Source organism: Pedobacter sp. AK013 (assembly GCF_014205835.1).
GTDB lineage: Bacteria > Bacteroidota > Bacteroidia > Sphingobacteriales > Sphingobacteriaceae > Pedobacter.
Genome location: NZ_JACHCQ010000045.1, coordinates 1 through 21,382, shown reverse-complemented (window position 1 = coordinate 21,382; position 21,382 = coordinate 1). Strand labels below are relative to the sequence as shown.

Annotated in this window: 20 protein-coding genes and 1 pseudogene; 11 read left to right on the top strand and 10 right to left on the bottom strand. The window is 38.8% G+C overall.

Annotation, left to right across the window (positions count from 1 at the left end; genetic code table 11):
• Positions 1-98: 98 nt before the first annotated feature.
• Positions 99-362 (top strand): hypothetical protein, encoded by a 264-nt coding sequence (locus tag HDC90_RS22525; protein ID WP_184470465.1) that lies wholly within the window; start codon positions 99-101, stop codon positions 360-362.
• A 3-nt stretch (positions 363-365) separates the two neighbouring features.
• Here HDC90_RS22525 and HDC90_RS22520 read toward each other — a convergent pair whose 3' ends face one another.
• The gene (locus tag HDC90_RS22520) at positions 366-1,190 is read right to left on the bottom strand and encodes an SOS response-associated peptidase (protein WP_184470462.1); all 825 of its coding nucleotides are present in this window, start codon (positions 1,188-1,190) and stop codon (positions 366-368) included.
• A gap of 1 nt (position 1,191) precedes the next feature.
• Positions 1,192-1,488 (bottom strand): hypothetical protein, encoded by a 297-nt coding sequence (locus tag HDC90_RS22515; protein WP_184470460.1) that lies wholly within the window; start codon positions 1,486-1,488, stop codon positions 1,192-1,194.
• 104 nt (positions 1,489-1,592) lie between these two features.
• On the opposite strand from HDC90_RS22515, the gene HDC90_RS22510 reads away from it, so the two are divergent.
• Entirely contained in the window at positions 1,593-1,949 is a 357-nt protein-coding gene (locus HDC90_RS22510) for a hypothetical protein (protein WP_184470458.1), read from the top strand.
• Between the two features lie 89 nt (positions 1,950-2,038).
• On the opposite strand, the gene HDC90_RS22505 is transcribed toward HDC90_RS22510, so the two are convergent.
• The 5 genes from HDC90_RS22505 to HDC90_RS22485 all read right to left on the bottom strand — a co-directional run bounded on the left by HDC90_RS22505 (position 2,039) and on the right by HDC90_RS22485 (position 10,836).
• Positions 2,039-2,923, bottom strand: coding sequence for a DUF4238 domain-containing protein (locus HDC90_RS22505; protein ID WP_184470456.1), 885 nt, complete (start codon positions 2,921-2,923; stop codon positions 2,039-2,041).
• A 231-nt stretch (positions 2,924-3,154) separates the two neighbouring features.
• The gene (locus HDC90_RS22500; RefSeq protein ID WP_184470454.1) at positions 3,155-5,209 is read right to left on the bottom strand and encodes a DUF262 domain-containing protein; all 2,055 of its coding nucleotides are present in this window, start codon (positions 5,207-5,209) and stop codon (positions 3,155-3,157) included.
• A complete protein-coding gene (locus HDC90_RS22495; protein WP_184470452.1) occupies positions 5,206-7,050 on the bottom strand; it encodes a DUF262 domain-containing protein in 1,845 nt (614 codons plus the stop codon). The genes HDC90_RS22500 and HDC90_RS22495 overlap by 4 nt, the downstream gene beginning before the upstream one ends.
• Positions 7,051-7,219: 169 nt before the next feature.
• Positions 7,220-9,937: an N-6 DNA methylase gene (locus HDC90_RS22490; protein WP_184470450.1), complete on the bottom strand. Its 2,718-nt coding sequence runs from the start codon at positions 9,935-9,937 to the stop codon at positions 7,220-7,222.
• Positions 9,934-10,836, bottom strand: a complete 903-nt coding sequence (locus HDC90_RS22485) for a site-specific DNA-methyltransferase (RefSeq protein WP_184470448.1) — start codon at positions 10,834-10,836, stop codon at positions 9,934-9,936. The genes HDC90_RS22490 and HDC90_RS22485 overlap by 4 nt, the downstream gene beginning before the upstream one ends.
• 291 nt (positions 10,837-11,127) lie before the next feature.
• Between HDC90_RS22485 and HDC90_RS22480 the strand changes: the two genes are divergently transcribed.
• Positions 11,128-11,427 carry a hypothetical protein gene (locus HDC90_RS22480; protein ID WP_184470446.1) on the top strand — a complete coding sequence of 100 codons (300 nt, stop codon included), beginning with the start codon at positions 11,128-11,130 and terminating at the stop codon, positions 11,425-11,427.
• 41 nt (positions 11,428-11,468) lie between these two features.
• On the opposite strand, the gene HDC90_RS22475 is transcribed toward HDC90_RS22480, so the two are convergent.
• Entirely contained in the window at positions 11,469-12,416 is a 948-nt protein-coding gene (locus tag HDC90_RS22475; RefSeq protein WP_184470444.1) for a hypothetical protein, read from the bottom strand.
• 879 nt (positions 12,417-13,295) lie between these two features.
• Here HDC90_RS22475 and HDC90_RS22465 point away from each other — a divergent pair.
• From HDC90_RS22465 to HDC90_RS22435, 7 genes and pseudogenes are all read left to right on the top strand, one after another.
• Positions 13,296-13,781: pseudogene (locus HDC90_RS22465) on the top strand (ATP-binding protein); the annotation flags it as partial.
• Positions 13,782-14,157: 376 nt separating this feature from the next.
• The gene (locus HDC90_RS22460; RefSeq protein ID WP_184470440.1) at positions 14,158-14,568 is read left to right on the top strand and encodes a GxxExxY protein; all 411 of its coding nucleotides are present in this window, start codon (positions 14,158-14,160) and stop codon (positions 14,566-14,568) included.
• Positions 14,569-14,580: 12 nt separating this feature from the next.
• A complete protein-coding gene (locus HDC90_RS22455) occupies positions 14,581-15,210 on the top strand; it encodes a hypothetical protein (protein ID WP_184470438.1) in 630 nt (209 codons plus the stop codon).
• Between the two features lie 19 nt (positions 15,211-15,229).
• Complete coding sequence (locus tag HDC90_RS22450; RefSeq protein WP_184470436.1) at positions 15,230-15,877, top strand: vancomycin high temperature exclusion protein; 648 nt, start codon at positions 15,230-15,232, stop codon at positions 15,875-15,877.
• A gap of 349 nt (positions 15,878-16,226) precedes the next feature.
• Positions 16,227-16,601: a hypothetical protein gene (locus HDC90_RS22445; protein WP_167295854.1), complete on the top strand. Its 375-nt coding sequence runs from the start codon at positions 16,227-16,229 to the stop codon at positions 16,599-16,601.
• A gap of 111 nt (positions 16,602-16,712) precedes the next feature.
• The gene (locus HDC90_RS22440; protein ID WP_184470434.1) at positions 16,713-17,282 is read left to right on the top strand and encodes a Crp/Fnr family transcriptional regulator; all 570 of its coding nucleotides are present in this window, start codon (positions 16,713-16,715) and stop codon (positions 17,280-17,282) included.
• Between the two features lie 84 nt (positions 17,283-17,366).
• Positions 17,367-18,047, top strand: coding sequence for a type 1 glutamine amidotransferase domain-containing protein (locus HDC90_RS22435; RefSeq protein ID WP_184470432.1), 681 nt, complete (start codon positions 17,367-17,369; stop codon positions 18,045-18,047).
• Positions 18,048-18,100: 53 nt separating this feature from the next.
• Here the strand turns inward: HDC90_RS22435 and HDC90_RS22430 are convergent, their stop codons facing one another.
• Positions 18,101-18,355 carry a hypothetical protein gene (locus tag HDC90_RS22430; RefSeq protein ID WP_167295857.1) on the bottom strand — a complete coding sequence of 85 codons (255 nt, stop codon included), beginning with the start codon at positions 18,353-18,355 and terminating at the stop codon, positions 18,101-18,103.
• A gap of 149 nt (positions 18,356-18,504) precedes the next feature.
• Here HDC90_RS22430 and HDC90_RS22425 point away from each other — a divergent pair, with 149 nt between their 5' ends.
• Entirely contained in the window at positions 18,505-19,887 is a 1,383-nt protein-coding gene (locus HDC90_RS22425) for an MBL fold metallo-hydrolase RNA specificity domain-containing protein (protein WP_184470430.1), read from the top strand.
• Positions 19,888-20,026: 139 nt separating this feature from the next.
• Here HDC90_RS22425 and HDC90_RS22420 read toward each other — a convergent pair whose 3' ends face one another.
• The gene (locus tag HDC90_RS22420; protein ID WP_184470428.1) at positions 20,027-21,274 is read right to left on the bottom strand and encodes a glutamate-5-semialdehyde dehydrogenase; all 1,248 of its coding nucleotides are present in this window, start codon (positions 21,272-21,274) and stop codon (positions 20,027-20,029) included.
• Between the last annotated feature and the right edge of the window lie 108 nt (positions 21,275-21,382).

Genomic DNA, 21,382 nt, shown 5'->3' with positions numbered 1-21,382 from the left:
ATAAAACTGTTCCACAATAGTACATTTTGTCTTGTTATCAATTATTTCCGACTAACAAATATGATAACGAAGTGTTTAGGTATATAAAATATACAGTCATGGAACACGAGAAGGAAACATTTCAGGTTACAGTACAAATCAATAAAGGGCTTGAACCAATGACGCTCACCATAATCGTTGAGGAAACCAAGATTCCTGACCAGGATTATGAACTAACGTTCAAAATCACCCGTGATAAAGATAATGATACGCTGGCTGTATTGGCTCCGGATTCCGATAACGCCTGGAAAATTCTGGAAGGGAAAATGGAGCAAGAAGAAGTGGACTTAATTGGCGAGGCGATTGACGCGCATTATGCTTAGCAATTAAGAAACCCGCCAAAAATCAAAATCCAATTTTTCCTGATCTACAAAAGTCATGTCCAAAGCAGGATGGTCAGGATATTCAATAGGAGTAGCCTCTCCTGCAAAACGGTAATCTTTATCAATTGTACAGGCTTCCATCAATTTGGACGGGATTTGGGTTAATGCGATTTCCGTTAAACGCTCTTCGCTCGGTTCTTCCATTAACCATTCCCAAGCTAAGTCGTCTGTTAATATAGTAGGCATCCTTTTTTTGGAGTTGTGGATCTGCTGCATAAGTCCATTTGCAGCCGTAGTTGCAAAAGCTACAGTTCTGATCCATTTACCAGCTTCTTTATCAAACCAGTCATTATAAACACCTGCAAACCAAAAATACTCCTTACCGATCACACCAACCTGGTACGGAATTTTCTCGGTCGCTTTTAATAATTGCCCTTTCTTACCATAGGTAGGTACGTGCATGGATTCCACCAAGCCGGTAGACAGAACAAGACAACGGCGTTGACGGCCTGCTTCTGCCCACATCGATTTTTTCCCATCTTCTTTTTTGAAGAGATTTTCACCTTTAAAATTCAAAGTAGTGTATATAGCCCGGAATTTCTTCGCCTCTTCACGATCCTTGGCATAACCTGGAATAAATCCCCATTCGGCCTGCTGGATCTCAAAATCTCTGCGATCATCAGTAGGCACAATGATTGCGCAAGGCGCATAATTGAACCCGTTGTGCACCCCCTTATCTAAAAAATCATAATCCCTAACTGCTTTTTCCAGTTTTTTCAACTGTATAAACTCAGCCTTTGTCACTCTTTGTCCGTTGTAGTAGCACATACTATTTCTTTTTAGCACGGATGTACTCCGCAATTAATTTCCCTATCTGTTCCGCTTCAGCTTGTCTACCTTGAGGGATTGACGTCCAGAACTTCTGGTCCCTCAGCCCCAATCCAACAGTGATCGCCAACGGTTTCCTGTTGTCACTGAAATATGCATGGAAGACCCGCTTCCCCGCTAGCTCATGCTCTGACACCTTGATCCAGCTTCCATCCAATTCAACTTGAAACGGCGGCTCCAATTCCCTCATATTTAAAATTAAGAAAAACAGTTTAGTTCTCTCCTTAATAACAACCATAACTTAACTTAGTTTCAGAAGGCATAACTTGTTCACTTTACATTTTTTTTGTATGATTACGGGAAACCGTAAAAAATAGCATTTAGTCTTTACGATATTTGAATATGAAAAAACTCCCCCTGGCTTTATTGAATATGGAAAAATTACAGAGCTTAAAGATAGAACTTAAAGGAAATGATGCGTTGGACATACAGCACGGCGTTAAATTGGCAATTACCGAGCTTAAAAAATACACAGGTGGTGGCTCAGATAGAATACTTGCTGCCAGGCTTGAAGCTATTCTCGAAAAAAACGAATCGCAAACTCATGTGTTGGAACTGGAGGGTAAAGAAGTGATAGATATGCGTCATGGACTTTATCATGCAATGAAATTACTTGATGGAACCAATATAGAGGATGACACAAAAATGGCTGATAGGCTAGAAATTATCTTTGACAAGGTTGAGATGATATCAGAATAGGAATAATTTACTATTAGCTATATACTCTTGGCCCAAAGTAATCAGAAGCGAAACATACGACATTGCCAAGTTCCAGCCGATCTTTTAAGTTATATCGAATTAATGAAATGTTTTAAATAATCCCTATTCTCGCACGCCACTTCAATGATTGCGTTATCGAAGAATGTACTATTATAGCTGAGTAGTGTTTCTTCTGAAAGGATATAAGTTCCGTTACCCTGATCCGGAGCAAATTCGGTTTTAGTCGCAGCAAGAACCACCTTGCTACTGATGGGCATTATAACCAATCCGATTACCATTGCAGGATTGATAAATACCTGTCCATCGATGACATCATCCTTCATTTTGAATCGTTTGGTTGCTGCAGTACAGTCGGGAAGAAGAAAGTAATGGTCTTTTGGAGCAAGCATAATTGAATAGGTGGTCTCGCCCATCAATTCAACCATGCCTTGTGATAGCTCAGGAAAATTTAGGGGGATCTTATTAGGAACTTTAGCCTTACTCACAAAATGGGAAATCATGCTATTTCTAAGTCCTTCTTCCAAGCCCTCGGCTAGGGTCATCATGGCCCCGAATATGACGTTTTCGGTGCGCTGCATATCCAAGGGATGCCTCATTCTCCCGATAAAGCCCATTTCCACTATGCTTTTAACTGAATCAAGAACCATCTCCGAATTGGGAATAGGCTTTCCAATCTCATGGTCTTCTTTAAGCATCTCCAGGATCACTTTATAATGTTTGGGAAAGTCTTTTTCGAAATGACTACTTATTACATGTTCAATGGAGGCGTGGTCCAAGTTTCCTTCGTCATCAATTACAGTATTGAGGTACGGACTAGAAAAGAGTCCTTTAGTCGAATTTAGTTCCGATATCCTTCTGCTTATCTTACTGTATCGATAGATTCTCCCATCCGTAGAGAGAAAATTGTTACTTAATACCCTGGAAACATAATGGTGGTTTTTTGGTGTACTCATCTGGCTATTTATTAATCGGAGAAAATGGCTTTATTTGATAATCACTGACATGGGGCAGCTCTTGAAAAGTGCACCAGAGCAATGAAGTTATGATAAACATCCGTCTTGTTTTGAAACGTAGCAAAATTTCTTCGACTATAGCTAATAATCTGTTCTTTCTTTCGTGCTAGTTGCCATATGATAGATAACCACTTTATTCAAAATTATTCCTTTTGATTCCCAAATTGCTTCCTAGCGACGCTTGCGACCCGCCGCAAGTATCTCATCAATTAGTAACTGAACTTTAGTTTCACTTTTCAGCAATCCAGAAAGATCATGAATCACTCGTCCATTCAAACCACTATCAATATATCGTTTGATATTGTGTATAACCACAGAGTTTGTAAAGAAGGGCTTATCGCCATAGCTTTTACAATTATATCTCCCATCATTAGCAATATGGTAATATCCTTCTGGAAACATTTCATTCTCACTGAAATAATCTAATACCGCAAGTAACTTTACCTGCTTGTAGAAGTCAGTCTCTTCCTTAATGGCTGCCACCGTGATATAGCCTCGCGCTTTTAAATATTGGCCGCTCTTTTTTGTAATGATGTTATCTAGGTTCTTCCATCCATTCAGGGCCAGATCTTCCAATAACTGCATCAGATAGACACCTCTTTCTGTTTGTACCATTCCGTTCCAATCTGCACAGTTGTAGTTGACATAATAAAAAGGCGATTCACGTACCCAAGTGTTGCCGTAATGTAGAAGTGCCATAACAATAAGTCCTTCTGACTCTTCTTGAAACAACTTTTGGAACATTGCCCAGGTTGCAAGAAATAGGTCATGTTCATATGCACCCGTTTCAGCATCTGAATATTGCCATAAAAAGAATCCGATCTGCCCCTCGAATACCTTGTGATCCTCTACTGCCCAGAATAAACTCTCTAATTCTAACCGCGTCAATCCAACTGGGGGCTGCTTGTACAGTGAAAGTTTACGGACTTCCTCATCATCTATTAAAGTAGTGCGTCTCTTTTGATACGCGATTAGGTTACAGACGTCAAACACATCACTTTCTGTACGACTGTATTCCTGCATCAAACGTATTGCAACGACTAACTGTGCACCTATATCCTTGCCGATGCTCCCGCGTTTGCGGGAAAGGTTATAAAAAAACCGGATAAATCGCATTACCACAGTTTCTACCCGGCAGCCGGTTTCGGCTAGGAATACAATTATCGGAAGCAGTCGGAAGTAAAAAATCTGAGCGCGATCTGCTGGAGGTGTTAGCAATAAGTAATTTTCTTCTTTTTCATGTTTTTTGAAAAACTCCTTTACAATAGTCGACTTAATCAACCACTGATAAGCCTCGAACAGCTTCTGCAGATCTTCCACCTTTTCAGGCAGCTGCTCCGGCAGCAATGTCTGATCGGTGGCACCGCGAGCGTAGCCACTTATTACGTCGGAAGCTAAACCTTGGTGCGCCATCTCAATCAATTGCGACATTTTTAAAAAGTCGTTGAACCCTTCATCGGCATCCGGTCTGTGCAGTCGAAATTTCCAAAAAAGATCCTGCCACAGTTCCCATTTAGCACCCCAATACTTCTTGTCGTCCACCCGGGCCAAGTATCTGGCCTTAAGCGTTTCATTGGGCTCTAAATGTCGACCACGGGAGTTCATATAAATATACAAATCTTCGCCCTGCCGACCGTCGGGTATATCAAAATAGGATAGCTCCAGGCGCTCTTCAATAAAACGAATAAACGATGGCACATCGTTTATTTCATTTAGCCAATTGCGGATGAACGTGAAATTAGAAATCATTTGCCTTATTGAACGGTCATTTTTATATTCATCATGGTACCAGACTTGGTCTACTATAGAAAAATCAGGTGCGAGCGTCCCTTGAAGGCAATGCTTTACTAAAGCACTTAAAAAATCATGGGTTGACTGCCGTACTTTATAATCCAGTTTCAGTTGACCCCGATCAAATAGGTATTCTGGTATTTTTTTGCCTGCATGCACATAACCCGCAATTAACATGAGAAATATTGTCGTTAATCGCTGCTGCCCATCAATCAAAAAGTACTTATAAACAAAGTCGCGGTCACCATAAGCATAAATAAAGCCGAGATAAGGCACATCGGCCTCACCGCCGTCATAACCCTCTCGGATATAACCAAGCAAGTCGGCAACATCGGAAGTTTCCCATACGTAATCGCGCTGGATTTCAGGAACGATGAACTGTTCAAGCTCGCGGTCGGAGAATAGACCCGCAAACGTATATTTCTGAGTTCTCATTTTATAGGTTGGGTTTTTAGATAAGTAAAAACAGAAACAAGCTGGTGTTTGATGTAACCTTCATGAGCTTGGATATCGTTGGCCGACCAAGTATGTAAGCCAGTGCTGCCAGAGATGACAAGTTTACTGAAAACATCATAAGTGTGAAAAGGTACAAAGTGGCCCTGGCTGATTTTATTTACAAGGATGGTTCGTTTGCCCTCAAAGAAATGATTTGAAAGACTCGAATTGATATTTTGCTGCAGCAATGCCAGGTTACCAATTGTATGCAGTTCTTTGGCGTTATCGTTCAAGAGTAAGCCCAAAGCAGGTTTATCTTCATCTCTCAATTTTAGTGACCCCTGCGCCTTCATGATACGGATATAAACCTGTTTTGCAGCCCTCAAGTTCGCATCATCGTCAACAGATACCTCGTCGAGTTTTGATGGTAGTAGTTCACGAATAACCTCAAGGTCATCAGCTTCAAGTAATGAAACTTTTTTAAAATCATTGGCGTTCTGAGGAAAGATATGTTCCAAACTCCAACCTTTTCCCGCGATGTTCGAGAAGTTATAAGGGTCAGATTTCCGTCCATTTATTGGCAGGAACTTAGCGATATCCAACAACAGAAACAAATTATAAATGGAATTCCAATGATCCTCGTAATTGACTTCGAGCAGCTTACCATCAATAAGATTCACTGGTATGAGCCGCAGGGCTAAATCTTTAAGTACTGACAAAATACCAACTTTAGTCGATTGCGCTTGCAAGTCCTTGAAGATCGCAATCAGATCGCGCCCACCTTTGGCATGCAGTGCATAGCCTAATAAATTGGAGATCTCAGGAGCACAGAACCAATCGTTTAGCAATAGTTTGGTTTGTCGAATCTTATGAAAGACTTCGATAGCCTGTAGTTGTCCGGCTCGGTGCTGCTCATCAAAATAGTTGAACAGCGCACTTCCGCTCTCATCTTGTTTAAAATCCGGGTAGGCCATGCGAATTAGCCATTCTAAACCTTTTTCCTCTGAGCTAACCTTAAAAAAATCTTTTACCTGCTGCCGACTACACCAGTTAGCAATCTCATCCCACTGTCGTCCAAGATTAGCCCGAATTTCATTCATTTCGATATCGGTTATTCGGTAACGCGTATCTCGCATATCAGCGGGTATCTTAGTTATAAGGAAACCCTTAACTAAATCTTCGTCGTTTAGTTTTACGCCTTTATTTACATTAACAAATATCTTTTCGCTGTTCAGACCAGCGTCCAGTAAATTGATAATTAAAAAAACATCATCAGATAGAAACTGATAGAAATGTTCTAATCTAGAGGATAAATTCTTCAATAGGAACGCGGCAATCGTCTGCGCAGCCCGATATATAAAATAGATATCTTGATTATTATATTCCTCTCTGTCATAGATAAATTCATCCCAGGAAGCACTTGCCAATAACTCGTCAATCTGTTCGTAAATAAAAGTTCGTATAAAGTTACTCCGCGCTTCATAAATCAGCTTCCCGCTAACAAAGTCTGCCAATCGGTCTTTGCCCGCTAGATGCCCTAATACACTAAATAAGATAGTAATTGTTGTCAGGCGCTGTTGGCCGTCTATTACCTCTAATGAATTTGCGTTTTCCTTCAGCGTAATGAACTGAAGGTAATAACCTCGACGCGATGCATTTCCCTGTTGTTGAAAAGCATCGAAGAGATCTTTGAGGAGTCGATCGACTTGGCCCTTTCCATCACCTGATGACCATTTATAGCCGCGCTGGTAAGTTGGAATTAGAAAATTATCACACTCTGTAGCCAATAGAAACTCCGAAAAAACTGCCTTGAGGGGATAGATTGTATCTGTTTTAGCCATAATAGTTGAAATGAGTGCTGCAAATTCTCTCGGAAAGGTATAATTTATCTTTCAAACTTCAGCCGATTTCGCTACTACAATGCAAATACCTTATCGGTTTGAATATTAGTCACATCTAATAAGAAAAGCTAAAAAACATCCTTTAAAAAAAGATAAAAAATGTTTTAAGCTATTGCGTCGCTGTTAACCGAATTTCAACAAGTGCTAATATGGAATCGTAAATTGTCTGTCTATCTAAATTTAAATTGAAAGAAGAAAGTATCGTTTCATCGAAAGCTATGCGATCAGATTGCTCCAATTCATCAGCAATGGACGACATTACCGGACGACTAACTAACGGAATAAAAGCATCCTTTATAGCCTGTATACCTTCATTGCTCAATACGGCTACATCTAAAATATGCATGTACTGTTTTATACGATCACTACTTAAGTCAAGTGCACCGAGTCCACGACCAAAACCCATCCCTTCAATAATAAACATTGATATGGCACAATTCATTATAGCATGGTAAAGTTCTATGTCAACTTGATTTATTGGCTTTAACGGGACAAGTCGTTGGTCGGAGAAAGCCGGAGGATCTACACGGCCTACAAACAGACGATCACCGTAATTTATAAATAAAACAAGGTCGGACAATTCATCAGTGTCCATTTCGTACCAGAACAAATTGGCACGGGATAGTTTCCTAATGTTTTCTTCGGTATCAAATTTTCTTATCCAGCTTAAGGCACCCGTGTGCCCCAAAGCAGTTAATTCAGCCTCTGATCGAGAACAGCAGAAAGCTTCTTTTACAGCAGGCATACTTAAATGGGTAAAGTCTGCAGGGCCTTTTGCCAATGGTTTAATATATTCAGGTTCGATTCCGTGGCCTGCCTTAGGATAAAACAGTTCATTCTTCCCTCTCCGTTCACCTCGTTTTATATTGAATACTTGTTTTAATGGAACCAGTGGGAGACCCAATATCCAGTCACAATTTACGAATTGGGCATTACCACCTAGGCCCAAGACCCTAAACAGAGCTAATTGTGCGGGGCTAATGCTTCTTACAATTAGCGAATCATTCTGAGTTTGGCCAAGTTCGATTTGTGCAGTAAGTAGTTGTAATGCATTCTCATCCCCAATTGCTTCAAGAGGTCTTGTTAAGACTATATAAGACACATTTCCGCTCTCTTGCTCAGGATCGCTTTTCTTATCCATGACAAGCATATTTGTCACCACCTCACTATTATTGAACCACCTGCCTGCTCCAGAAGTTATAATGTATTTTAGATCATAGTAGCGACCAAGTAAATTGTAAAAATCATCTCCCCAGTCTGTTCCGAGCCATGCATTCGTTATTAAGACGCCTAAACGCCCATTCTCGGAAAGTAAGGAATGAAGGGAAAAAGGAAGATAGGCAGCAACATCTGCTCTCTTCGAAAAGTTAGCCATACCCATTCTGCTAACAATATCTCTCAATGCATTTCCATATTGATCTCTTCCGGCTTGTGCCACAAAGGGAAGATTGCTTGTGATAGCTTCGAATTGACCAAGTGATTCAGAAAAAAGTTGACCAGTTGATGGATTCCGAAAATCGATGACGGTGTCATTGCGAAGGGTAAATGCGTCCTTTTGAAATATCCTCAAAGGCACATGAATAAGACCGGGCTTTGCAATCGCAAAGGTTGCAATTTGTACCGCCTGCGGATCCTGATCACCTGCGAATACAAATGAAGCGGCTTTTTCATTGGAAACACCATTTAATAGCTTGTGCTCCAAAGCAGCCCGAACTATCGTACCGCTGCCGCAACACGGGTCAAGCAGCCTATCGTCAACAACGTTGCGAAGGCATATTTGAACCAGTAATCTCGCTAGATCAATCGGTGTTGGATATTGTCCACGGAGTTTTCTAGTAGCCACCTCAACTGTGGCTTCTAAAATTCCCGACAGTTGTGCCTGTTCAACCGCCCCCAATCTCAAATCAGACAGCAACCTATTAAATTGCATAAGTTGACCCCAAACGCGGTCAGTGATTTCCAATAACCCCAAACTATTTGAAAAAATAGTCCAAAAGTTACAATCTTCGGATAGCTGTTGAAAGATAGCTAAAGCTTGTGCAGGAGTGGTTTCTTCATTTATTGTGGAAACAATTTGGGCGCGGATATCTGTTTCACGTAGAATATTGGCAAAAAGTAGTTTGCCAATCCAATTCGAAATGACAACCTTAGCGAGAACCTGTTCTTTTTCCTTGCCTCCGTATTCCGCGCGGTAGTTATTCCACCAAACGGTAACCTCCGAACGAAAGACATTTTTACGTCTCATGGAATCGACAATCGCATCTTTTACTTCGGACGAATTATCCAGGATAAGAGCGGTAACTCCTCCACTACGATATGCTTCGACGAACTGCCTTCCCTCTAATTCACCCCGGTCAAAGAGATCATTCAAATAATTAAATATTTCAGTAGCTAATGCCTCCCACCTTGATCGATTTGAAAGTACCGTTGATCTTGTATTGATATCAGCCAAGGTATCCCAAACGTGCGAACGTTCGAAGTTCCTTGTATTCCTATTTCTAATATATAAATGAACGTATGTTACATTCCATAAAATAAAACTATCCAAGCCCAGAGCGTCTGCCTTTATTTCAGCATTATGACGAAATTCGCCATCACTAATACTTGTATCAGGCATCTTTAATTCCCATCCCTGCAAAATCCTTGCAGTTTCGCGGTCGCCAAATAGTAATACATCCGGAAATAAACTGCCGCCATCGACTTTTATAGTCTGCTCGCCGCCTGCATCTTTTATTGAGCGGTTACTTGAAATTGCTAAGCTCTTTATATGTCCAATCAGATCGATTGCCCAAGATCTTTCGTTATAAGAAGCGTTTGGGTTTCTCATAATGCTATACTTGATTCTTGATTAATAACCAAGTTAACATCAACCATTCCCTTTTTATTAAGTTGTGTTGTGCCAGATGAAGGTTGCAGTTCTGAAAATAATGCAGGAGGTTCTTCCTTATTTTTAAACGCTTTCTCTACTTCCCCTAATCTTTGCTTTGCTACTTTTATATAATCTATACTTTTTTCCTTGAACAAATGCACTTCTTCATTCTTTTCAATGCCGATAAATCTGCGCTGCTCCAATGCCGCTGCTACAAGAAAACTGCCACTACCAAATGCATTATCAAGTACTACATCGCCTTCTTTGGTAAACATACGTATTAAATATCGCCCAAGAGCGACAGGTTTTTGTGTAGGATGCCAAACACGTCCTCCAGTCTCACTTTCAGCTGTTTTACAATACAAAGTGTCAGTAGGAAAACGTTCGCCATCACTCTTAACTTGCACCGGCTTAAAATCACCATAACTTCCCGTAAATTGTGCTTTTCTTACACCTTTGTTGTACGGTTCTCCGGGAGACATTACGGGATAATAATTAGGCTGACTTCCATAAAAGATACAAATATCCTCATGTTGCCTTAGAGGCTGGCGACGCGCATTCAGAAAGTTGGTGGGTTTACTTTTAACCCAAACGAATTTGTATTTGAACCATGATTCGTTACTTAAGATAAGCTTAGCGGTGAAAATTCCCTGGGAGGAAAGTGCAATTACACCTTTAGGTTTTATTATTCGACGGTATTCATTCCATAGTTCCATTAAGGGTATTACACTATCCCACTTATTTTGAGTAGTCCCATAAGGCAAATCGCATAAAATCATATCAACGGAGCCGCTGTTAATTTTTTTCATAACCTCAAGGCAATCTCCCTCATAAATATCACCTCCACGGTACTTCATCTGCTGTTATGGTTTTTAATAGTTCAAAAATAGAATACTTGTGTAAAAGTTTGACCATACGAAGATATCACAAATTAACGCATTTTGCTGACTTTTGAAAGACTTATTAAATCCGACAATAGTAATTCGCTCAATCACAAAATGATAAAACCTGCTTGTATCCGCAGAACACGAGCTTATAAATATTCTGTAGCTTAAAATATGGACAGCCGTTTGCAAACGTAAGACATACTAACAATATTAGCAAATTAAATTTTATCAAATTTGCCTTATCTTTAAAAAAAAATTGCTGTGAAATATTTGGAAGAACAAGACATTACTTTAGAGATGGTCATAAATGCTGGACTATTAAAACCAGGCACGCAAATTTATGCCGCTTCAGATAATACAGTTACGGGTACATTAAATGGTGATGGCTCCATCACTTTGAAAATCGATGATGTCATAAAAACTTTTCCCTATCCTAGTGGGGCGGCTCGCGCTATTCGTAATATTAGTATAAGTGGCTGGATTTTTTGGAAAGTAAAAGAAGATGACAAATTAATCGAGTTGTTAGCCTATAAGGAAAAGTATAAGGCTTTGAGTTTATAAGTATGATAGCCATTCCTTTCCCTAGCTTAAAAAACTATATTTCACAGGGCCCCTTCTTGATAAAGCTTAATGAATTTAGGAATTAAATTTATTATTCTTTCGTATTCGTTTTCTGAATTATCTTGAGGTAATCTGAATTTCCCGCCAGCTTTTGCTTTTAGTCCCCCAGGAGAGCCTGTTAGAACCTCTGCACGGCCGTATTCAGCTAATGGATTTGTAGGATAAAACAAGAGAATTATTGGTATATCGTGTCCAAGTTTAGCGAGAATATATTCTTTGAATATTGCTAATCGGTCATATTTCCTGCCATCGGGATTAGGATAATAATTTGAGAGTGTTTGTCTCGATACATCCGCTGAAAGCGTATGCTTTTTGAATTCGAAAATCGCAACAGGTATGCCGTTTTCATCAAGTAAAAGCATATCTAAATCTCCTGGGTAAGCACTATCAGTTTTAGATAAAGCACATTCGAGATTTGTTGTTCCATAAATGAGTCCTTTGTTGCCAATACGGACTGCCCCCCCTGAATAAGTTTGTATGACGCTTTTAAAAGCACCAATTGTCAGCAACTCTGTATTGAAATTGAAATCCTCGAGGACAGAGGTTAAACAAACTTTGGATTCACTATTATTCCAATCCTGTTTATCTTCCAAAATAATAAAGCTAAGTTGCAACGCACTATTTAAAGAGAACTGAAATAGTTTTCTTACAAATTCCTCACCAAATCGGTTAATAATATTACCCTTTATATTAGCCAAAAAATCAGCATATACTTTGCCGTCAGACAGAACCTGTTTTATCCATATTACTGGCGTTAATACATTTGGATTGCCAGACCAATCAACAAAAAAATCAAAATTTACTCCAATTAGTCCTTTCTTTAACAATAAATCGTTGGAGAACCAATCTTCAGGAGACCCACTTCTTTCATTTCTCTTTGGCAGCACGTTTCTATTTGAACAAAGTGCAAGTTCTGGATTCTTTAGCATGAGACATCTATTTCAATTATGTTAATACCAACCACAATGCCGATCTGAAAATTAAACCTGCCCGCACATGCTTACTGTTTACGAAAGAGAAATGACATATTGTTCATTTCTATTCCAGAAATATTTCTTGGAAAAGCAAAACAAAATACTTCTTTTCAATTGCAGTACAAAAAGATAAGAAACGCCATATGATTAAAGATACTATTAACATTAAAATAATTACAAACTATTTTTTCAAGAACATCCTCATTCTCTCCTTATTAAGTTTTACTAACAAATTATTGACCAAAGAGAAAAAAAACCAGCCCGAAAACGAAATATCAATGGTGTAGACCTAGTCATTTAGATACGCATGTGACTACCGAACATAAATTTGATAATCTCTTTGATTTGCCAAAACCATTTTATGGTATTAATCGTGACAAATATTACCCTATTAAGGAGGGGGAAGGGTTAACAACTGTTCCAGTTTTGCAATCGTCTTGCGGAACGGAACGGTACTTCCTTCTTCAAGTTTCCTTATCTGCGCAGCGTCCATTCCGAAGATCATTCCGAATTTCTTATAACTCAGCCCGTGTCGATATCGATATTCCTTCAACCGGCCTTGCAATGTGCTCATATCAAGCTGCCATGGGGAGTATCCTAAAAACATAAGGATGCGTGGATAGTATGATACTTTCGGCTCACTCCGGTGGTTCTCCCAATAGGTGATGCAATCTTCTACTACGCCCAGTGACCTCGCGACCGCCGCCTGTGACATTTTTAAGTCCATTCTTCTCCTCCGTATATGTTCGCCTAAAGTGGACGGATTTTGTGGATAGCTGATTAGTCGCGGCTTAGATGTGCTCTTATCATATCGCAAACAAGGCAACGCATGTATGCCCATGTGGTTTTTACAATCACCCGGAGAAAGATTGTGTTTGTGCACCTGGTGTGGTTCAAAAATATCTGAGTAAAATATCAGGACCGCTTTTAGACCGGATTGATCTTCATGTAGAAGTTACTCCTGTTGATTTTACGGAACTTGCCTCTTCGCAAGAAGCAGAAAAAAGCAATCACATCAGGACACGCGTAATTCAGGCTCGGGAAATTCAGGATCTACGTTTTGCAGACAGAGAAGAGTTGCATTGCAATGCCCAAATGAGTCCGAAAATGGTTCGGAAGGTATGTGAGATCAGTGAGGCAGGTACCAGCCTTTTAAAAACTGCTATGGAAAAATTGGGTCTATCTGCCCGAGCGTATGATAGAATTCTGAAAGTAGCCAGAACAATCGCAGATTTAGATGGCAGTGAAAATATAGAGCTCGAGCATTTAGCAGAATCTATTAATTACAGGAGTCTGGATAGAGAGGGTTGGGCTGGGTAAAACCATGTACCATGATTACTAAAAATAATTAGAGACAAAGTATACTACAAGCTCAATATGGCCAGGCAATATATAATCACATACACTTGATTAACCATATAGAAAGATAACACATATAGTCAGCAATCAACGCAACAATAAACTATATGATCTAAATAACTATATGGCAAAATTTAGATTATTAACAAAGGACTCACATAGCTAACAATAAAATCAGGGTTAAATATTTCTTACCATATAGAAAGATAGTGCATATAGCTAGCAATCAACGCAACAATAAACTATATGATCTAAATAACTATATGGCAAAATTTAGATTGTTAAAAATGGCTCATATAGTTCGCAATCAAGATAACAACATTAAAAACTAAAATTTATGGTTTCAAAATCTTATTTAAGGGAATTAACATACAATGTAATTGGGGCTGCAATTGAAATTCACAAAGCTATTGGTCCAGGATTATTAGAAAGTGTCTATCATGAATGTATGAAACATGAACTATCACTCAGGGATATTTATTTCCTAACAGAAATAGCAACACCAGTTTATTATAAAGAACTTACTGTTGCTACAACGCTGCGATGTGATTTACTTATCGAAGGCTGCCTTGTTGTTGAAATAAAAGCTTCAAAAAATATTGAGGCCATTACAGAGGCGCAGCTATTAACTTATATGAAGTTATTAGAAGCACCACAAGGCTTAATTATTAATTTCAATAGTATAAATATCTTTCATGATGGGCAGAAGACCTTTGTAAACGATTTTTACCGATATTTAGCAGATTAAGCAAAGTGAAACATGAACAAGACCCTTTATCTAATCTTTGTACTCGTTACCACTAATTCGTTTGCGCAAAAAATATTCCATCAGCCAAGTGAATCTGGAATTTGGCAATACATTTATCCTTTTAAAAATAAAGACTATATACTCGCGATACAGTATTTAATTACTGAAAAAGAACCTTTAGGAGAATTATGCTATGCCAATAGCTATTTTGGTAAGAGAGGTGTAAAAGCCGATAAAATCTTTTGGGAAGAAAACATAGAAATGCGCCACGTCAAAGACAATATTACTTACGAAGACTATAACAACGACGGTATAAAAGATCTGTTAATTTTCGAAGATACAGGTGCCAGGGGAGGAAATTCGTTCTATAATCTTTACCTCGTCAATCCTAAAACTCATACCTTAACCAGGGTGAAAGATTTCGACAAAATTGTTAACCCCAGCTATGACCAAAAACACAAAGTAATTGTAAGTTATGGTTTAACAGGCACCAATTATTATCAGTTATATAAGCTCGATAAAAAGCACATACTATACAAAATTGGCGAACCTTTTGATGACACTGACAATTTAAATCTGGATAAAGAGACTGATGCAGTCTTAAAGAAAAACAATAATCCAAAACCACAGCTCAAAAAGTAAATAATTAACGCATCAATAAATGAAAATCAAAAAACTGCTATTCTACAGCCTTATTTTAAGTGCTACTGTCGTGTTATGTATAAACTTGTTCGTAAAATACCAGACCGATCCGGTAATTTACCCGAATGAACAAGATGCACCAAAAACCAAAGTGGCCATTATTTTCGGAGCAGGAATAAACAACAATAAACCTAGCAAATATTTAAAAGACAGGCTTGATGCTGGCATAAAGCTTTATAAAAACCATAAAATTGATAAAATTCTGTTGTCAGGAGATAATGGCAGTGAAACACACGACGAATTAACAGTGATGAAACTTTACTGCTGCGAACATGGTGTTGATACCAATAAAATTTATCTTGATTATGCTGGATTTGATAGCTACTCTACTTTATACAGGTCAAAATATATCTTTAATATTGATACAGCCATTCTGGTTTCACAAAAATATCATTTAAACCGATGTGTCAATATCGGAAATAAATTGGGTATAAAGTCTTACGGTTTTATTGCTGATCAAGGAACATACCAAGGTTTCAAATATGTTTCCTTCAGAGAGTATTTTGCTCTTGTAAAGTCTACAATCGACTTGATGATTGGTAGAAAACCTCATTTCTTAGGCGAAAAAATTAATATTAATGGTCCATCAAACTACACCAAAGAATAATATGAAATACTTCATATCTTTTTGGTTTTATCACTTTTCACCTGCAACCCCATTCCAAAAAAAGATAGCCATATGGAGGTACTTATTTGAGCAAGTTCTTTTAAACTGAACAGTTTTACCATTCTAAAATGTTAACGCTAACTCCTGGATTGAGGTTTAAAAGGCTTTCATATTCTTTCTTTTTGAAAACTCACCAAAACACTGTATCACAACAATTTAAAATTAAAAATAATTTCATTTTACTATATTTTAAAGACTTGTTCAGCCTATGGCCGCAATGCTTTGGCACAGTCGTTGTCATAACACTGTTACATTTATTACCTATTTAAAATTAAAAAAAGTGAAAGAGATGAAAAAGACAGTTCAAATTTTCAGTATGCTTTTGATAGCATTAACGGTGATGGTTTCGTGTAAAAAAGATACTGATCCAGCCGATCGCGATTTCTTTGTAGGTACCTACAAAGGATCTGTTTCGTACCGAAGCGGCCAAAATACCATTACCAGCAGCGATGGAAAAGTAACCGTGAGTAAAGTTGGAGAAACCTATAATTTTTACTTTGGCAACAACATTCCGGATATTACAGGGGTAAAGTTTGAAAAGAAAGGTGATAACAGCTATGTGAGTATCGGTTCGGGCCTAACAGGCATTAGCATCGATGCCAGCAATCTAACCATCAGGGTAGCTAAAGACAGTCAAATCTGGACTGCAGATTGTACCAGATAACAAGGAATAATTCAAAAAAAAGGCCCGGTTCATAATCGGGCCTTTTTTTTGTCCTGAGTTCATTCTGAAATCAAAAATGAGTTTCATGCTTAATTTAGCTAAATTTATAGCATGAGTTTTGAATTAAAAACACACCTTGAGGAAATCATTTCCCTTAGCGACCAGGAGTTTGAGCACATAGCAACTTATTTTAAACCCAAAACGCTAAAAAAACACCAGTATCTGATTCAGGAAGATGAATTTGTTAATCATATCTATTTTGTAGTTAAAGGTTTATTAAAGGCCACATTTACTGATGCCAATGGTAAAGAGTATATTATCCAGTTTGCAATGGAAAACTGGTGGCTTTCCGATTTCAGGGCTTTTTATGGTCATGTTAAATCGATTACCAACATCAGCTGCCTCGAAAACGCTGAGCTACTCTCCATTAGCAAAGAGAATTTAGATCAGTTATGCAGCGAAAGCCATAAAATGGAGCGTTTTTTCAGGATAAAAAACAGTTTAGGCTATGTAGCTTTACAGCAAAGGATTTTGTCGCTTTTAACTACAAGCCCGAAAGAGCGTTTCGAACAACTCGCTCAACAGTACCCGCAATTGATGCAACGGGTTTCAAAAACAATAATTGCTGCTTACCTGGGCATTTCAAGAGAAACCTTAAGCAGACTCTCAGCAAAAGTGTGATTTTGCGCACATTAAATTTGTGATTGAAGTCCTTTGCTACCGGAATCAACAGCACTAATTTTGTGATACACTTAGCATAAAAATATGAATAAGAAAGTTTTATTCGTGCTTACGAGCCACGACGAATTAGGAAACACAGGTTTAAAAACAGGCTTTTGGTCAGAAGAATTGGCTGCGCCCTATTATGCCTTAGCCGATAAAGGTATAGATATTGTATTGGCCTCGCCAAAAGGTGGTCAGCCGCCAATCGACCCTAAAAGTGAAGATCCTTCTTTTCAAACTGAAACAACGAAAAGAATGGACAAAGACACTGTTCTTTTGGCCAAATTAAAGAATACTACCCGATTGACTGATGTAGTGATGAATGATTATGATGCAGTTTTTTATCCTGGTGGCCACGGACCTCTTTGGGATTTGGCAGAAAGCGCAACATCACAACAACTCATTGCCGAATTCTATACCGCCAATAAACCCGTTGCATTTGTATGCCATGCTCCAGGAGTGCTTAAGGATGTAAAGGTAAACGGCGAATACCTGGTGAATGGAAAAAATGTAACTGGATTTACCAATACCGAAGAAGAAGCTGTACAATTAACAAACGTAGTGCCTTTCTTAGTAGAGGATATGTTGATAAAAAATGGTGCACATTACAGCAAAATAGCCGATTGGAATCCTTATGCCGTAGTGGATGGTTTATTGATTACCGGACAAAACCCGGCTTCATCAGAAAAAGTTGCAGAAGAGTTGCTAAAGCTCCTTGCTTAAATTTAAATCCTCAACAGCGATTGGTTTTGCCTATCTCTGTTGAGGATTTCCTGTTATAATTCGTCTTCTTCCTCGTCTTCAGGTTCAGGCACATAATTTTCAATCGCCTGTCCAATTGCATTCACTTCTTCATCTTCTTCAAAAATCGGAAGTTCGGTTTTATAGTCCATCTTTAACCAGATAGCTGAAGTATCTTTCTGGATCTGAATGTATTCCTTTCCATCTTTAAAAATGGTATAAGAATCATTTCCTTCAGGAAAAACTGAATAATTAATCGGTCCTATCTCTATATCAAAAGGTTCTTGCATAACTGATATTTTCTTACAAAGATAAAAATCTTTTGAGGTTAAATTTAGAGAAGCAGGTCAACTATAATTAAAAAATTACGTCTTATTGCTTAAAAATCCGGTCAATTATATTACTTTACGGCTAAAGATTTTACGCGATAGATAAGAAGATGAAGTTAACGTTTTGGGGTGCAGCACAGCAGGTAACAGGCAGTATGCACCTGCTAGAAATTGGGCATTATAAAATACTGATAGATTGCGGATTAGATTACGAGAAGGAAACCTACCAAGAAGAAAACCAACAATTCCCTTTCGATCCGGCAAGTATAAACCTGGTCATTTTAACCCATGCCCATATCGATCACTCAGGTAATTTGCCAACATTGGTTCGATTGGGTTTTGAAGGCCAGGTGCTTTGTACACCACCAACAGCCGATCTTACTTCGATATTATTATTCGATTCTGTTGAACTTTTCTTAAGAAAGGCCAGCCGAAAACCCAGAACCAAACGCGGCAACTTCAGCGGACCAAAACCTTTATACCTGCACAAACATGTAATGGATACCATCGATCGTTTTGTAACCATTGCCTTTAACAAACCTTTTAAGATTAATGGTGATATTAGTTTAACCTTTGTTCCTGTTGGCCATCTGCTGGGTGCTGCGGCCGCTATTTTAACCATAAATGATAAGGGCATTGAAAAGAAAATTGCTTTTACAGGCGATATCGGCAGAGAGAACTACCCGGTTTTGGTTAATCCAGAGCCATTGCCAGAAGTAGATTATGTAGTAAGTGAAGCCACATATGGAGGCAGAATGCATACCAAAGACCAAACACTGGAAGAAAGATTGGTTCAGGAGATTACCGAAGCCTGTATTAAAAGTCCTGGTCGATTGATTATTCCTGCATTTAGCATTGGCCGTACACAATCGCTGGTATTTGCCTTAAACCAGATTTTCACCAAAAAACTGTTACCACCTGTCCAAATTTTTGTAGATAGCCCAATGGCCATCCAAGCTACCGAGGTTTACCGCAAGCACCATAACCTGGTAAACCAGGAAGCGAAAGATTTTTACCAAACCATGGGCGATGAGTTTGAGTTTGAACACCTGGCTTATGTTCAAACCATGAAAGAAAGTAAAGATGTTTCCAATTATTTTGACCCTTGCATTATTATTTCTTCTGCAGGCATGTTAGAAGGCGGAAGGATACAGGATCACCTGTATTACAACATTCAGAACTATTATTGCACCATTCTTTTTATTGGTTATTGTGCCAAAGGAACGCTTGGATATAAATTACTAAGCGGAGCACCAATTGTCCGTATTAAAGACCGGGAAATGATGGTTTACGCCACCATCCGCCAAACCGATCTACTCAGCGGCCATGGCGATCATAACGACTTAGTAAAAACAATTAAACAAACCGGTCAGCCGAAAAAAGTTTTCCTGGTACATGGCGAAGATAAAAGCCTGCAAAGTTTATCATTGGCATTACAAGAAGATGGTTTTAACGTGGAGGTGCCTGAAAGGGGAGCTGCGTTTGAGCTTTAATGCTCTGCTGTCATTCTGAGCGCAGCGAAGAATCCTTGAGTTAGCCATACTTCACTAAGGCTTACTAATTGTGACAAATTTAATGACAATTTCCAACGTTTGCAGATTCTTCGCCGCGCTCAGAATGACAATCAATTTATCAACCCCTCACTTGTCCATCACCTCTAACCACCCACTTATAACTGGTTAATTCTTCAAGTCCCATTGGTCCGCGGGCATGAAGTTTTTGTGTGCTGATCCCAATTTCGGCACCAAGGCCAAACTGTGCACCATCCGTAAACCCGGTAGAGGCATTGGCATACACCGCAGCAGCATCTACTTCATTTAAAAATTGGGCGATATTAGCGGCATCTTCAGAAATAATAGCTTCACTATGTTTAGAACTATAATCGGCAATGTGGTTCAGTGCCTCAGCTAAATCGGCCACTACTTTAACGGCTAGCCTTAACGATAAAAACTCGGTACCAAAATGTTCTGGTGAAGCTTGGTTTAGCAATGGCGCAGGATAAGAATGCTTCAACGTTTCATAACTTTTTTCATCGGCATACAGTTCCACCTTCCCATCAGCCAAAGGGGATAAAAGTGCAGGTAGGTCATTCAATCTGTTTTCATTAACCAGCACACAATCTAAAGAATTACAAACACTAACCCTTCTTGTTTTGGCATTAAAAATAATGGCTTTACCTTTCTCTAAATCACCCGTCTCATCAAAATAAGTGTGTACAATTCCGGCTCCGGTTTCAATAACCGGGATTTTACTGTTTTCGCGGACATAATTAATTAAGGATTGACTTCCCCTTGGGATTAGCACATCTACAAAACCTCTTGCATTCAATAAAGCTTCAGTTGCTGCTCTTTCGGCTGGCAATAGGGTTAAAACATTGCGATTGATTTTATACTTATCCAAAACCTCGTGTATCACCTTTGCAATAGCCCGATTCGAAAATTCAGCATCACTGCCTCCTTTTAATACAGCAACATTTCCGGTTTTAAAACAAAGCGAAAATACATCAGCAGTAACGTTTGGACGAGCTTCGTAAATTACACCAACCACACCCAATGGCACACTAACTTTTTGGATATGAAGCTGGTTTTGCAGCGTTTTATCAGAAAGAATTTTACCTAATGGACTGCTTAAGCTTGCAACATTTTTAAGATCACTCGCAATATCCATAATACGTGCTGCACTCAGCTTCAACCTGTCGTATTTGGGATCCTCGATGGGCATTTTAGCTAAATCCTTTTCGTTTTCTGTAAGAATCTCGTCTGTGTTTACCACTAAAGCAGCGGCTAAATCTAGTAAGACAGCATCTGTAGTTTCTTTGCTCAAACTAATCAAAGTACGGCTTGCCTGTTTTGCTTTTTCGAAGTATTGTTTGTAATTCATTGTTTTTTAATGTTCGTCATGCTGAATTTATTTCACTGTTGTCCGGAGAAATATTTTTTTGTTTATAAAAAAGGGTAGCTTTAAGTCTACCCTTTGTAGTGTTATATT

What these genes read in the sequence shown, in the direction of transcription:
- HDC90_RS22525 (WP_184470465.1), top strand. Translation starts at nt 99, where the DNA reads ATGGAACACGAGAAGGAAACATTTCAGGTTACAGTACAAATCAATAAA.
- HDC90_RS22520 (WP_184470462.1), bottom strand. Translation starts at nt 1,190, where the DNA reads ATGTGCTACTACAACGGACAAAGAGTGACAAAGGCTGAGTTTATACAG.
- HDC90_RS22515 (WP_184470460.1), bottom strand. Translation starts at nt 1,488, where the DNA reads ATGGTTGTTATTAAGGAGAGAACTAAACTGTTTTTCTTAATTTTAAAT.
- HDC90_RS22510 (WP_184470458.1), top strand. Translation starts at nt 1,593, where the DNA reads ATGAAAAAACTCCCCCTGGCTTTATTGAATATGGAAAAATTACAGAGC.
- HDC90_RS22505 (WP_184470456.1), bottom strand. Translation starts at nt 2,923, where the DNA reads ATGAGTACACCAAAAAACCACCATTATGTTTCCAGGGTATTAAGTAAC.
- HDC90_RS22500 (WP_184470454.1), bottom strand. Translation starts at nt 5,209, where the DNA reads ATGAGAACTCAGAAATATACGTTTGCGGGTCTATTCTCCGACCGCGAG.
- HDC90_RS22495 (WP_184470452.1), bottom strand. Translation starts at nt 7,050, where the DNA reads ATGGCTAAAACAGATACAATCTATCCCCTCAAGGCAGTTTTTTCGGAG.
- HDC90_RS22490 (WP_184470450.1), bottom strand. Translation starts at nt 9,937, where the DNA reads ATGAGAAACCCAAACGCTTCTTATAACGAAAGATCTTGGGCAATCGAT.
- HDC90_RS22485 (WP_184470448.1), bottom strand. Translation starts at nt 10,836, where the DNA reads ATGAAGTACCGTGGAGGTGATATTTATGAGGGAGATTGCCTTGAGGTT.
- HDC90_RS22475 (WP_184470444.1), bottom strand. Translation starts at nt 12,416, where the DNA reads ATGCTAAAGAATCCAGAACTTGCACTTTGTTCAAATAGAAACGTGCTG.
- HDC90_RS22460 (WP_184470440.1), top strand. Translation starts at nt 14,158, where the DNA reads ATGGTTTCAAAATCTTATTTAAGGGAATTAACATACAATGTAATTGGG.
- HDC90_RS22455 (WP_184470438.1), top strand. Translation starts at nt 14,581, where the DNA reads ATGAACAAGACCCTTTATCTAATCTTTGTACTCGTTACCACTAATTCG.
- HDC90_RS22450 (WP_184470436.1), top strand. Translation starts at nt 15,230, where the DNA reads ATGAAAATCAAAAAACTGCTATTCTACAGCCTTATTTTAAGTGCTACT.
- HDC90_RS22445 (WP_167295854.1), top strand. Translation starts at nt 16,227, where the DNA reads ATGAAAAAGACAGTTCAAATTTTCAGTATGCTTTTGATAGCATTAACG.
- HDC90_RS22440 (WP_184470434.1), top strand. Translation starts at nt 16,713, where the DNA reads ATGAGTTTTGAATTAAAAACACACCTTGAGGAAATCATTTCCCTTAGC.
- HDC90_RS22435 (WP_184470432.1), top strand. Translation starts at nt 17,367, where the DNA reads ATGAATAAGAAAGTTTTATTCGTGCTTACGAGCCACGACGAATTAGGA.
- HDC90_RS22430 (WP_167295857.1), bottom strand. Translation starts at nt 18,355, where the DNA reads ATGCAAGAACCTTTTGATATAGAGATAGGACCGATTAATTATTCAGTT.
- HDC90_RS22425 (WP_184470430.1), top strand. Translation starts at nt 18,505, where the DNA reads ATGAAGTTAACGTTTTGGGGTGCAGCACAGCAGGTAACAGGCAGTATG.
- HDC90_RS22420 (WP_184470428.1), bottom strand. Translation starts at nt 21,274, where the DNA reads ATGAATTACAAACAATACTTCGAAAAAGCAAAACAGGCAAGCCGTACT.